General features: G+C 68.9%; 13 protein-coding genes and 2 pseudogenes. 8 read left to right on the top strand and 7 right to left on the bottom strand.

Annotated elements, in window-relative coordinates; all coding sequences use genetic code 11:
- Positions 1-6: 6 nt before the first annotated feature.
- Positions 7-771, top strand: coding sequence for an endonuclease/exonuclease/phosphatase family protein (locus tag AWC19_RS08605; protein WP_085077643.1), 765 nt, complete (start codon positions 7-9; stop codon positions 769-771).
- 10 nt (positions 772-781) lie between these two features.
- On the opposite strand, the gene AWC19_RS08600 is transcribed toward AWC19_RS08605, so the two are convergent.
- Positions 782-1090 carry a DUF3349 domain-containing protein gene (locus AWC19_RS08600; protein WP_085077642.1) on the bottom strand — a complete coding sequence of 103 codons (309 nt, stop codon included), beginning with the start codon at positions 1088-1090 and terminating at the stop codon, positions 782-784.
- 116 nt (positions 1091-1206) lie between these two features.
- Positions 1207-1443 (bottom strand): microaggregate-binding protein 1, encoded by a 237-nt coding sequence (gene mbp1 / locus AWC19_RS08595; RefSeq protein ID WP_085077641.1) that lies wholly within the window; start codon positions 1441-1443, stop codon positions 1207-1209.
- A gap of 172 nt (positions 1444-1615) precedes the next feature.
- Here mbp1 and AWC19_RS08590 point away from each other — a divergent pair.
- The 5 genes and pseudogenes from AWC19_RS08590 to AWC19_RS08570 all read left to right on the top strand — a co-directional run.
- Positions 1616-1813: pseudogene (locus AWC19_RS08590) on the top strand (NmrA family protein); the annotation flags it as partial.
- Between the two features lie 412 nt (positions 1814-2225).
- Positions 2226-2624, top strand: coding sequence for a heme-binding protein (locus AWC19_RS08585; RefSeq protein WP_085077640.1), 399 nt, complete (start codon positions 2226-2228; stop codon positions 2622-2624).
- Positions 2625-2806: 182 nt separating this feature from the next.
- Positions 2807-3862 carry a DNA topoisomerase IB gene (locus AWC19_RS08580; RefSeq protein ID WP_085077639.1) on the top strand — a complete coding sequence of 352 codons (1056 nt, stop codon included), beginning with the start codon at positions 2807-2809 and terminating at the stop codon, positions 3860-3862.
- Between the two features lie 370 nt (positions 3863-4232).
- The gene (locus AWC19_RS08575) at positions 4233-5270 is read left to right on the top strand and encodes a UDP-glucose dehydrogenase family protein (protein ID WP_245848840.1); all 1038 of its coding nucleotides are present in this window, start codon (positions 4233-4235) and stop codon (positions 5268-5270) included.
- 204 nt (positions 5271-5474) lie between these two features.
- A complete protein-coding gene (locus AWC19_RS08570) occupies positions 5475-7268 on the top strand; it encodes a thiamine pyrophosphate-requiring protein (protein ID WP_085077637.1) in 1794 nt (597 codons plus the stop codon).
- Between the two features lie 25 nt (positions 7269-7293).
- On the opposite strand, the gene AWC19_RS08565 is transcribed toward AWC19_RS08570, so the two are convergent.
- Together AWC19_RS08565 and AWC19_RS08560 are read right to left on the bottom strand one after the other, a co-directional pair.
- The gene (locus tag AWC19_RS08565; protein ID WP_085077636.1) at positions 7294-7965 is read right to left on the bottom strand and encodes a UdgX family uracil-DNA binding protein; all 672 of its coding nucleotides are present in this window, start codon (positions 7963-7965) and stop codon (positions 7294-7296) included.
- An 88-nt stretch (positions 7966-8053) separates the two neighbouring features.
- Positions 8054-8564 (bottom strand): annotated as a pseudogene (locus AWC19_RS08560) (hemerythrin domain-containing protein).
- A gap of 182 nt (positions 8565-8746) precedes the next feature.
- On the opposite strand from AWC19_RS08560, the gene AWC19_RS08555 reads away from it, so the two are divergent.
- Positions 8747-9799 (top strand): hypothetical protein, encoded by a 1053-nt coding sequence (locus tag AWC19_RS08555; RefSeq protein ID WP_211284884.1) that lies wholly within the window; start codon positions 8747-8749, stop codon positions 9797-9799.
- Between the two features lie 15 nt (positions 9800-9814).
- Positions 9815-10171 (top strand): hypothetical protein, encoded by a 357-nt coding sequence (locus tag AWC19_RS08550; RefSeq protein WP_085077634.1) that lies wholly within the window; start codon positions 9815-9817, stop codon positions 10169-10171.
- Here AWC19_RS08550 and AWC19_RS08545 read toward each other — a convergent pair.
- From AWC19_RS08545 to AWC19_RS08535, 3 genes are read right to left on the bottom strand one after another with little or no spacing between them, the layout of a single operon-like run.
- The gene (locus AWC19_RS08545) at positions 10156-10449 is read right to left on the bottom strand and encodes a hypothetical protein (RefSeq protein WP_085077633.1); all 294 of its coding nucleotides are present in this window, start codon (positions 10447-10449) and stop codon (positions 10156-10158) included. The genes AWC19_RS08550 and AWC19_RS08545 overlap by 16 nt on opposite strands.
- A gap of 2 nt (positions 10450-10451) precedes the next feature.
- Positions 10452-11942, bottom strand: coding sequence for a molybdopterin-dependent oxidoreductase (locus AWC19_RS08540; RefSeq protein WP_085077632.1), 1491 nt, complete (start codon positions 11940-11942; stop codon positions 10452-10454).
- Between the two features lie 25 nt (positions 11943-11967).
- Complete coding sequence (locus AWC19_RS08535; protein ID WP_085077631.1) at positions 11968-12465, bottom strand: oxidoreductase; 498 nt, start codon at positions 12463-12465, stop codon at positions 11968-11970.
- Positions 12466-12676 lie beyond the last annotated feature (211 nt).

Genomic DNA, 12676 nt, shown 5'->3' with positions numbered 1-12676 from the left:
GGCTCCATGCGCGTGGCGACCTTCAACATCCTGCATGGCCGCACCGTGGGAAACGGGGTGGACCCGCGGCGGCTGGCCGCGTGCGTGCGCCGCCTGGATCCCGACGTGCTCGCCCTGCAGGAGGTCGACTGCGAACAGCCGCGCTCGGATCGCGCCGACCTGACCGCCGTGGCCGCCGAGGCGATGGGCGCCGTCGAGCACCGGTTCGTGGCCGCGATCGCGGGCACCCCGGGGGCGACGTGGATGGCCGCCACCGGCCACGAGCAACCCGGCACCGCGGCCTACGGGATCGCGCTGCTGTCCCGGTATCCGGTGGCCAGTTGGCAGGTGGTGCGGCTACCGCGCATCCCGGTGCGCTTTCCCATGTACCTGCCGGGGCCCAACCGCGTGATGATCGTCGACGAGGAGCCCCGCGCGGCGGTCATAGCCCAGCTGCACACCCCGTCGGGCGGGCTGACGGTGGCGAACACGCACCTGTCGTTCGTGCCCGGCTGGAATCGGCGCCAGCTGCGCCGGCTGGTGAACGATCTACGCGGCTTCCCCGGTCCGCGGCTGCTGACCGGGGACCTGAACATGACACCCGAGGCGGTGCGGCGCTGGTCGGGCATGCGCCCGCTGGCGACCGCGGCGACGTTTCCCGCGGACGACCCGCGCCGTCAGCTCGACCACATCCTGACCGACGATCGCGGCCTGCACGGCGGCGCCGTCGAATCGCAACCGATGCCGATCTCCGATCACCGGCCGCTGGTGGTCGACGTGGAGCGCGCCTGACGCCCGCCGCTCAGCGGGGGGTGCCCCCGGCCGGCCCGATCGCGCCGAGCCGGCGCCGGACGCGCTCGACGTCGTTCGGCGAGGGCATCGCGTCGGTGACCCGGGTGATCTCCACGCCGACGTCGGCATCATCGATGGGCCGGGCGATGGACCGGCGCCGACGCCCGATCAGGTTGGTGGTGATGACGGCGACCTCGTCGTCGGAAACCCGCCGCGGCAGCAGCGCGAGCTGCGGCACGTAGCCGAACCGGGGCGCCCCGGTCGGGTAACCGGCGCGCAGAAATGCCACGAAGCTCGACACTCCGCCGAACAAGCGCATCCTTCACCTCGCTAACCCCGCCGCCGGCGCCGCGGTTCTCCCGGGGATAACCCGGCGGGGCGGTTTAAAACAGAAGGGCCCGGTCCAGAGTAGGACCGGACCCCGCTGGAATCGAGTTACTGGTTTTCTTTTTGGCGCTCCTCGGCGGCCTCGGCTCCGGCGCGCGCGGATTCCGCTTCGGCTTCCTTCTTGCCGGCATCGCGCTGGGCGTCGGCCTTGTCCTGCTGCGCCTGGCCCTCTTCGGCCATGTCATCGCGGCCGAGGACGGTGCCGCCGACCTCCTTGACCTTGCCCTTGACGCCCTCGACGGTGCCCTTGACGGCCTCCTGCGGTCCGCTCTTTTGATCACCCATGGATCGACCTCCCTCGGCGGTTGCGAGCCCGCGCCTGAGCTTCCCCGTTGAAGCCAGCGCATTGTCACTACCGGCTTCCCGCCCGGCGCCCCGCCAAACAGGGCGCGCGCGTGTTTGAACGGCGGGTTTCGGGGTGCCTCTGCCGGGCGACTACGGGCGACTACGGAGGGCGGTGAGGTCGCTGACCACTATCGGTGTCATCGCGTCGACGGAAACAGCCGGATCGCGGGTCGTGGCCCGGCTCAGGGCGCGCGATGTGGCGGTGATCGAAATGTCCCGCCCGCACGGCGTGGATCTGTTCTCCGGGCGAGGTCTTTTCCGGGCGCTGGCCGGAGTCGACGTGGTCATCGACGTCTCCAACCCGCCGCCGGGGCGGCCGGGTGGCGCCGGCCAGGCCGCGACGCGGCGGCGCACCAGGGACCTGTCCAAAATCTGAGCGGCGGCGTTGGCACCGACGCAACGCGCGGACGCACCCACAACCGCGACTTCATTCACGGCAGCTTCGGATCGCCGTCGGGACCGAATTCAGGTCACGGTTGCGTCACGATCCAGATTACGAATGCATAAGAACCGCGACCGTTTCTTAAGGATTCTCAGTGTCGGGCGGCGAATTTGTTTGCCCGCTTAGCGAAAAGCCGCCCGGCGGCCCGACCGTGTGACCAGCGATGCGGATGTGAATTGTGCGCGAACTCCCCACAAACTCCCGTTCCGCTACTTTGGGTTTCGAGGATCGGGAGCCTCTCTTGAAGAAGTCAGTTCAATTTTGAAGGACACCACTAATTATGAAAATCAGCAGTATCGTCGCGCGCCGGCGAGTTGCCGGCATCGGTGCCGGCTGTCTGCTCGGGGGGTTGACCATGGGCATCGCAGGTGCCCCGTCGGCGGCGGCGGCACCGGACTGCAGCCCGGGCGCCGTGAACGCGACCGTCTCCTCGGCGCAGGGCTCGGCCGAGCAGTACCTGGCCGCGCACCCGGACGCCAACCAGGTTGTCCGGGCCGCTATCACCCAGCCGCGCTCCGAGGCCGCGGCCAACCTGCGCGGCTACTTCACCGCGCACCCGCAGCAGTACTACGACCTGCGCGGCATCCTGGCGCCGATCGGCGACACCGAACGGCAGTGCAACGTCTCGGCCCTGCCGCCGTATCTGGAGTCGGCCTACCAGGAGTTCATGGCCGGCTGATCGCCTGCAACGACCGGGAACGACCGGGGACGACCCGCCACAGCGCCGTGGCGGGTCGTTCGCGTCGGGGCGCAGGTGTGAACGGCCGGTCGGGCGGGTATCGAACGAGGTACTTGCGGGATCGGGCAACGGAATCGGGCAACGGGATCGCGCCACGGGACTGGAGCGGAGGGGAGGCAACGATGCGGCTGCGTCGCAGCGATCTCGGCAAGCCGGGGATCGCCCGCAAGCGCCGGGGTAAGAGCTTTGCCTATCACGACCCGGACGGCAACCTGGTCTCTGATCCCGACACGCTGCAGCGCATCAAGGAGCTCGTGATCCCGCCGGCGTGGCAGAAAGTGTGGATCTCGCCGCACCCCAACGGCCACATTCAGGCCGTCGGCACCGACGCCGCCGGACGGCGGCAGTATCTGTACCACACCGCGTGGCAGCAGGAGCGCGCCGAGGAGAAGTTCGACCGGGTGCTCGAACTGTCCGCGCAGCTCCCGCTGTGGCGGGCCCGCGTCGCCAGAGACCTGGCCGGCCGCGGCCTGACCCGCGAGCGGGTGCTGGCGATCGCGCTGCGGCTGCTCGACCGCGGCTACTTCCGTGCGGGCGGCGAGCAGTACGCCGAGGAAAACGAGTCGTACGGGATGGCGACGCTGCTGTGCAGCCACGTGACGCTGCACCCCCACTCGGTCGAATTCGACTACCCCGCCAAGAGCGGCGTGCGGCGGACGACCGAAATCGAAGACCCCGAGATCGTCCGCGCGGTGCGCTCCCTGCTGCGCCGCCCCGAGCGCACCGAACGATTGCTGGTGTGCCGCACCGATTCCGGGTGGGTCGACATCCGCTCCGACGATCTCAACGCCCGGTTCAAGGAGATGGTCGGCGAGGACTACTCGGTCAAGGACCTGCGGACCTGGCACGGCACGGTTTTGGCCGCCGCGGCGTTCGCCGACGCCGACCCGCCCGTTTCGCAGCGGGTGATCAAGCGGGTCGAATCGGCGGTCATGAAGGAGGTCGCCGAGGGGCTCGGCAACACGCCGGCGGTGGCCCGCGGCTCCTATGTCGATCCGCGCGTGGTCACCGGTTACGAGCAGGGGTTGACGATCGCGACCGCGGCGCGCCGGGCCGGACGGGCCCGCCGGCCCGAGGCCGCACAGGAGCTCCTGGAGAGGGCCACCCGCATGCTGATCCGGCGAATCGCCAAGGGCCGCAGCGCATCCGGGACCTCCGCCCTGCCGAAGAGCGCCTGACCGCGCGCCGCGTTCCGGCGCGGCGCGCTATCCACTATGCGAAGCGTTTCTCGAGCGTGCCGCTGCCGAGAATCGCGGTGCTCGCTCGGGTTTCGATTTCGAGTTCGGCCCGTAGCTGCGCCTTTCGGTGTGGTACCCGGATTTCGCACAACGGACAGATCCGGGCCGCACAGCCACCCCGCCCTACGCCGTTCTGTACCGAATCGCCTGTGCCACAGAGTGATTCGGGGACCAGTCGGGAATCCACGTCTTCCGGTGGTCCGAGTCGGGCGCCGAAACGGCGTTTAGCGAATGACCCATAGGGTATTTCGCCCGCCATGCTCAGCGCGGGACCGCCGAAGAACGTTTTGCTCTGGCATGTCCACGGATCGTGGACCCAGGCGTTCGTCGCGCGGACGTCAGCGCGGTGCGCTCGGCCGTCCACCGGCTCGGCGACGTCCTGCGGCACGGCGCGGTCGTCGCGGTGAAGTCGACGGTGCCCGTCGGCACCACGTCGTCGCTCGGAGACCGCCTGCGCGACAAGAGGATTCGGGTCACCTCCACGCCCGAGTTCCTGCGCGACGGCCGGGCCGTGGACGACTTCCGGCACCCCGACCGGCTCGTCATCGGCACCCACGACGACTCGGCGGCCGAGACGGTGCACCGCGCGTACGGCCTCGGCGACGCACCGCTGCTGCGGATGAGCCCCGAGAGCGCCGAGCTCGCCAAGTACGCCAGCAACGCCTTTTTGGCCGTCGAGCTGTCCTACGCGAACTCGCTGGCCGCGTTGTGCGCCCGGGTCGGCGCCGACATCGGCGACGTCACCGGGTGCATGGGCGCCGATCGCCGCATCGGGCCGGAATTTTTGCGGCCCGGACCGGGGTGGGGCGGGTCGTGCCTGCCCAAGGACACCGCGGCGCTGCTGCACACCGCGCACCGCCACGGGGTCTCGTTCGTCGAGGTCGACGCCGCGCGGCGGACCAACGTCGCCCAGGCCGAACGGATCACCACCGCCCTGCAAGACCGGATGGGCCGGCCTTTGGCCGGGTGCCGGGTCACCGCGCTGGGCCTGACCTTCAAGGCCGACACCAGCGACACCCGGGACTCCCCCGCCCTGGCCGCGTGTTTGCAGCTGGCGCGCGCCGGCGCCCAGGTGATGGGCTACGACCCGCAGCTGCCCAACATCGATCCGGGGGTGCTGCACGGGGCCAGGGTGACCGCCGTCGACGACCCGTATCGCGCCGCCAAGGCGGCGGAGGCGATCGTCGTGCTGACCGAATGGCCCCAGTTCGGCGACCTCGATTGGCCGGCCATCGCGCGGGACGCGCCGCTGGCGGTCGTTTTGGACACCCGAAACGCGCTGGACCCGGCGGCCGTGCGCGCCGCCGGGTTGACGTACATGGCAAACGGTGCACCACAAGGGTTTTGACCCCGAAGCGGGCCGAGAGAGCCGGCGCCGCCCGCCGGCGGTCGCCTCGGCGGACAAGACCGATGAATAATCCCCCCGATTGCGGGGTACGCCTGGCGGTGTCGAATACGTGGCGATCCGGACTCCATCAGCGCCGACCGACGACGCGAGCGAAAAAACGCTCCTCCACGCCTCATCCGAACCGTCTGCCTAGGAGGGCAATCGATGTCGAAACAAGAGGTCTCGGACTACCTGCTGGAACGACTGCGGGCCTGGGGCGTTGAACACGTGTTCGCCTTCCCCGGCGACGGGATCAACGGAATTTTGGCGGCCTTTGGACGCGCGGACAACAAGCCCATGTTCATCCAGTCGCGCCACGAGGAGATGAGCGCCTTCGAGGCGGTGGGCTACGCGAAATTCACCGACCGGGTCGGGGTCTGCATGGCCACGTCCGGTCCCGGGGCGATTCACCTGCTCAACGGCCTCTACGACGCCAAGCTGGACCACGTCCCGGTGGTCGCCATCGTCGGTCAGACCAACCGCAGCGCCATGGGCGGGTCCTACCAGCAAGAGGTCGACCTGCTGACCCTGTTCAAAGACGTCGCCAGCGACTACGTCCAAATGGTCACCGTCCCAGAGCAATTGCCCAACGTCTTGGACCGCGCCATCCGGGTGGCGTTGGCGCAGCGGGCGCCGACGGCGTTGATCATTCCGTCCGACGTGCAGGAGCTGGAGTACTCACCGCCCACCCACGCGTTCAAGATGGTGCCCTCCAGCCTGGGCATCGAGTGGCCCGCCGTCGACCCCGAGGACGCGGCCGTCCAGCGCGCCGCGCAGCTGCTCAACGAGGGCGGCAAGGTGGCTATGCTGGTCGGCCACGGCGCGAGCGGCGCCCGCGACGAGCTGATCGAGGTCGCCGACCTGCTCGGCGCCGGGGCGGCCAAGGCGCTGCTGGGCAAAGACGTCTTGAGCGACGAACTGCCGTGGGTCACCGGCTCGATCGGCCTGCTCGGGACGCGGCCCAGCTACGAGTTGATGCGCGACTGCGACACCCTGCTCACGATCGGATCCAGCTTCCCCTACACGCAGTTTTTGCCCGAGTTCGGGCAAGCCCGGGCGGTGCAGATCGACATCGACGGCCGCTTCATCGGCATGCGCTACCCGTACGAGGTCAACCTCGTTTCCGACGCCAAGACCGCGCTGCGGGCGCTGATTCCGCACCTGCGCCGCAAGGAGGACCGGGGCTGGCGCGAGACGATCGAGGCCAACGTGGCCCGCTGGTGGGAGACCATGGAGATGGAGTCGAAGGTCAGCGCCGACCCCATCAACCCGATGCGGTTGTTCTCCGAACTGTCGCCGATGCTGCCCGACGACGCCATCGTGACGGCCGACTCCGGGTCGGCGGCCAACTGGTACGCGCGTTGCCTGAAATTCCGCGGCAACATCCGTGGTTCGCTGTCGGGCACCCTCGCCACGATGGGTCCCGGCGTCCCGTATGCGATCGGAGCCAAGTTCGGGCAGCCGCACCGGCCGGTCATCGCGTGCGTCGGCGACGGCGCCATGCAGATGAACGGCATGGCAGAGCTGATCACGATCAAGCGGTACTGGCAGGAGTGGGACGATCCCCGGCTGATCGTGGCGATTTTGCACAACAACGACCTCAACCAGGTCACGTGGGAAATGCGGGCGATGGCCGGTTCGCCGAAGTTCGCCGAGTCGCAGAACCTTCCGGACGTGGACTTCGCGGGCTTCGCGGCGGGGCTGGGGCTGGGCGCGATGGCCATCAAGGACGCGGACAAACTCGGGGATGCGTGGCGCACCGCGCTGGCGGCGGACCGCCCCACCGTGCTCGACGTCTACACCGATCCCAACATGCCGCCGATTCCGCCGCACGCCACCTGGGACCAGTTCAAGGCGGCGACCGCCGCGGTGCTGTCCGGCGACGAGGACCGGGTCGGCTTCGTGAAGGTGGGACTGAAAACCAAGGTGCAGGAGTTCCTTCCGCACAAGAAGAGCTGACCGGCCAGAAAGCCGGCTGGGAAGCCTACGAAGCCGAATAGGCCTTACGCGCGCTGCGCAGGTCGTCGACGAACAGCCGGTAGGCCTCGTCGTGGGATTCGCTGCGGTCGCGCAGCACCGAAGACGGGTGCACCGTCGCGACCACGATCGGTTCGGGCGCCACATCCACGCCGACGTCTTGGGGCAGCCCGACGGCCTCGCCCCGTTGCGCGGACACCCGGAAGGCCGGTCCCAGAAGCGATTGCGCGGCGGTGGCGCCCAGGCACACGATCACCTGCGGTCGCACCGCCTCGATTTCGGCGATCAGCCACGGCCGGCACGCGACCACCTCGGTGCGGCTCGGCTTTTGGTGGATCCGGCGCTTGCCGCCCTTGCGGGTGAACTTGAAGTGCTTGACGGCGTTGGTCTGGTAGGTCAGCGTCGGGTGGATATCGGCCTCGTCGAGCGCCCGGGCCAGCAACCGTCCCGCCGGCCCGACGAACGGCAGGCCCGCCCGGTCCTCCTGATCCCCCGGCTGCTCGCCCACCAGCATGATGGGCGCCCCCGCGGGCCCGTGGCCGAAGACCGTTTGCGTGGCGTCGGCGTAAAGCGGGCAACCGTGGCACCGGTCGGCCGCCGACTTCAGCGACTCCAGGCCGCGATCGTGCGGCAGATAGCGTGCGGCGCTGGCGGATTTCGCGGGCGACGTTAATGTCACGCGGGACAGCCCAGGGACGTCATGCCCCCGGGCATACCCCTGCGTACCGGCGGGAAAACCGGGAAAACGCTAGCCTCGAACAGCCCGATCAGCCCTTCCCCGTGATGGCGTCCCGCGCGCGGTCCAGCATCGCCGCGAACGGGCCCGCGGCCAGGTTGGCCGCCTGCGATTCGACACCCGCGTGCGGGCGGGTCGGCGCGATCGCCTCGGCGAGCTTCGCGGCGCGGCCCATGCTTGCCAGCTCCTCACCGCTCAATTCCTCGCCCGGCCTGGCGAACTCGTCGGACTCCTCGTGCTCGGCGTGATCCACCACGGCGTCGCGCAGTCGCGTCAGCAGGCGGGTGAATTCCTCGCTGTCGACGTCGAGCTTCTCGAGCCGCTGCGGCACTGCCGCCGATCTTCCGCTTGGCCCGCGGGTGAACGATCTCCTCCTCGGCGGTTTCGTGGACGGCGAGCAGTCTGCGGAGCTCGACGAACGCCCTCTCCCGCTCCTTGCCTGAGGCGGCCAGCGCTTCGGCGAACGAAGACTTGATCTGCTCGTGCTGGCTGACGAGAAAGTCGACCACGTCGGTGGGCGACTTGATGGCGTCTGCGGCCATGAGTCCTCCCCTTCTGCCCATCTCCTTTGGAAGATCAGCGCGCGGGCTGTGGCGCGCTGTCTTGCGGGCGACCCGACGGGCGCGCCACGAAACGAACGCCGGGCGGGGGGCGACAGGTGTGTAACTGGCGAGAGTCGGGGTATTTCTCCTGGAAAACGAGGCGAAAGGACTTCTGAGCGATCGTGACGCTAACGCGCTTCCGACCCCGCCGCGCGAATTTGGCGGTGATCGCCGGCGCCCTTTTGGCCGCGGCGGGCTGCGCGGCGCCGGGGTCGACGCTGGAGAGCGCCCCGGAGGTGACGGTCTGGTCGGTGGGCGCGCCGCTGTCGCAGCCCGTGTGGTCATACCGGACAAACAGCCTGGTCGCGGTCACCGACGACCACCGATTGGCCGAGGTCAGCCTCGGCGCGCACCCCGATGATGCGAAGGCCCGGCTGTCCGCGCCCATGGAGGTGGGGCGCAACCTGCAGATCAGCCGGAAGGACGACCGCATCGTGTTCGTGCCGCAGCCCGGGCGCGGCAGGGTCGCCGCCGTCGACCTGGCCAGCCTGCGGGAGGTCGACGATTTCGACGCTGGCCCCACCCCGGCGTACCTGGCCGAGGACGCGGGAATGCGGATCCTGCTTGCCCTTTCGGCCGACGGAAAGTCGGTGACGCCGGTGGACCAGTTCGGCTTGCGGAAACTGCCGACCGCCGGGCTGGCCGATGGACCCGCCGACGCCATCGACGGCGCCAACCGTGGCCGCAAGATCGACTACCACGCCTACGGATCCTCGGGCATCCGCTACTACGAGGGGTTCTCCTCCCCTCCCCAGGATCGCGGCTCGCTGGCCATGGACGTCGCCGTCTCCGCGGGCGACGGCGCCGCCGACACCCGCGCCTACGTGGCCGGCCACGACAGCGACGTGCTCTACGCGGTGGACTCGCGCCGCGGCGGCCGTGGCATGGAGGTGCTCGCGAGCACCCGGCTGCCGTCGCCGATCCGCGAGCTCGGCACCGACGACACCCGCATCTACGCCGCCACCGACCGCGAGGTGGTGGTGCTCGAGACGGCGAGCTTCACCGGCTTTGCCGACCGGCGCATTCCGGTCATCCGGGTCACCGACTACCGGTCGGCCCTGCCGGCCGGCGCCGCCGCGGCGCGACCGTCCGGGATGGCCATCGGGCCGCACCGGGTCTACCTCACCCTGGCCGGCGTTCCCTGCGTGGTCGGCGTGGCCAAGCCCCGCCTGTAGCCGGAGGAGGAACCGATGAGCGCAACCCAAGATCAGGCCCGCGGGTCGATCGTCATCGACGACGACGTCGTACTCATCAACGAACAGATCAAGGCGCTCAAGGAACTTGGCCGCCAAGACGACGAGGCGCCGATCAGCGAAGGCCAGCGCTACGACTTCAGCATCAGGTGGGGCACGGTGCTGGCGGGGCGGCTACGGCGGCTGGTGCACTACAGCTCGCTGGGCATGCTCGAGGACGCCGACGAAAGCACCTTCCGCGCCCTGTGCGACGAGCTGCGGGGGCTGTCGCATTTGATCGACCGGTTCCGGCTGGCTCAGCCGCGGTTCACCGAGGGCCCACCGGCCCGCGCGCGACGTTACCGCCGCGGCTGAGCCGGGCCGAGGAAGTCGCCCTCGGCCAACACGATCCCGGTGCGCGGCTTGGCGCATCGGGGATTGCGGCAGGTAAGCGCGACCATGTACGCGTCGGGCTCCTCGTCGAGGAACAAGAATCCGAGGTACAGGGCGTCACCGACGTCGAATTCCGTTGCGCCGCAACACTCGCAGTGCCCGCCCTTGGCCGCGATTTGTGCCGAGACCCGTTGGCGCGCAGCCCGATCGAGGGCGATCAGTTCGGGGCGCACCATCGCGTCGGCGGTGTCGTGAGGCATCGTCAGATCTCCACGTCCTTGTCGTAGTGGATGTTGTCTTCACGCCAACCACCCAGGCCGTAGCCGATGCCGCGGTGGTCGTCGATGAACTCGATCTGGTAGATCCATTTGGCCATCTTGAAGCCGACCTGGGTCTCCACCCGCAGCCGCAGCGGCGCACCGTGCTTGATGGGCAACGGTTTACCGTTCATCGCGTAGGCCAGGATGGTCTGCGGCTTGTAGACCAGTTGCAGATCCATCACCTCGTAGAACTGTCCCTCGCCCTGCGAGCTGGGTTCGTCGCGGCTGTTGTCCTGCATGGTCAGAAAACACACGTAGCGCGCCTGCGGCAGCGGCCGCACCAGGTCCGCGAGCGCGGCGAGCGAAAGCCCCTCCCATTCACCGATGCTGGACCAGCCCTGGACGCAGTTGTGCAAGACTCGTTGCTTTTGCGGCTCGGCGAGCGCACGCAGCGCGGCAAGGTCGAGGGTCACCGGCTGTTCGACGAGCCCGCCGACCCGCAGCCGCCAGTCGACGAAGTTGTGCACCGCCATCACCTTGTACTCGACCGAACACGGCGGTTTGCCGTTGACGCGGTGCTCCTCCGACAGCATTCGCTCCGGATAGTCCTGCCGCGAGTCCAGAGGGCGCAGCAGGATCAGCCGGGCCCGCGTGAGCACGGCACCGAGGATGCGGTGCACCTGTCGGGGCCGGCGCAGACTCCAGACGGTGGCCGCGACGTGGATGGCGACGATCGCGCCGATGATCACGAACGACAACGCCGTCGCCAACGTGACGTTGCGGACCGAGCCGAAGATCATCGAGGCGGTGAGTTGGCCCCAGCCCCAGAAGAACACCATCGACACGTGGATCGCGATGAAGACCAAAAACGCGCCGAGCCCGAGGAAGTGCAGGCTGCGCGCGGATTGCCGCCCGCCCCAGGCCCGCACATACCAGGGGAACCGGGCCTCGATCGCCGGGGACTGCGCGGCCCCGGTGAGGATCTGGAACGGCGCCAGCACGAAGATGACGCCGGCGTAGGTCAGTTTCTGGATGGCGTCCAGCGGCTCGTTGGGCAGCAGCGGGGGCAGGTTGAACGTCATGTAGGTGACGATGTCGTTCCCGGCCTCTACGAAGGTGGCCCACGAATACGGCCAGTACCGGTGCCACTGGCCGGTGGCGAACAGCAGGATGTAGTAGGACAGCCCGACCAGGATCCACCCGAGCACCGAGATGAAGTGCCAGTGGCGTCCCATGCCGAGCTTCTTGTGGCCGGGCAGCGCGATCAGCGGGCTGTAGTCCTCTTCCTCGTCGAGGGTGTCGTAGAGCTTGTCGGTCGGCATCTTCTTGGTGGTGAACCGCGCCCATTCGGTCCCCGGCTTGCTGTCCTCCCGCCAGTACAGCTTGGGGTGGGTGGACAGGATCTCGATCCCGCTGCGCAACAACAACGTCAGAAACAAGACGTTGAGCCAGTGGTCCACGCGCAACCACGCGGGATAGTCGAGCGTTGTCATTGCCTGGGTCATGAGGGCGCTCCGCTCAGTCCTCCCAGCGCTGCCGTTGCGGATAGGCCACGTTGATGCCCAAAAGCACCGTCCCGTGCACTCCGATGAAGGCGCAGGCGAACCCCAGCGCGAAGGTGGCGGGGGCGAGGTCCCACCGCCCGGTCACGGAAACCAGGCCCGGCAGGCTCGCCATCCGCGTGGCGACGTCGACCACCAGAACGACGGCCGAAAGCAGGCTTCCCGCAAACCAAACCCCTTGTGTGACACGGGGATTGCGCCCAATTGCGAGCCCACCCGCGATCAGCAGGCAACCGGCGATCACCGCCGCCGCGTACAGCACCAGATACCAGGGCGGCGCCTCCTGGTCGAGCAGCAGGCAGACGTGGGTGGCGGCGATCCCGAGGAGCAGAACCGCGCCCAGCCCGGTTATCACTCGGGGCAGGTCGAAGGCGACGTAGCCGCCAAGGCTGAGTACTTTGAACAGCCGGCTGCGGTGCCAGGTTTCCGGCCAGGATCCGACGACAGAACCCACCGTCGGCGATTACCCGGCCGGGGATTTCTCAAACGCAGGCCTGTATAAATTCGCGTCTTGGCCCCACCCCGAAAAGCACACCCTCGGCTACATTTTGGGGAAGGAGGCCACTGGCGTGACGAACCCGCAGGACTATTTCGGATACGGCCCGTTCAGTTACGACCCGCTGGGCCGCGTGCCACCCGCGGCGCCGCCGCCCCCGCCCGTCTTC

The sequence above is a fragment of the Mycobacterium palustre genome (genome assembly GCF_002101785.1).
GTDB classification, from domain to species: Bacteria; Actinomycetota; Actinomycetes; order Mycobacteriales; family Mycobacteriaceae; genus Mycobacterium; species Mycobacterium palustre.
Note: the sequence above shows the minus strand (reverse complement) of the source record. Positions and strands in the feature narration are given on the sequence as shown.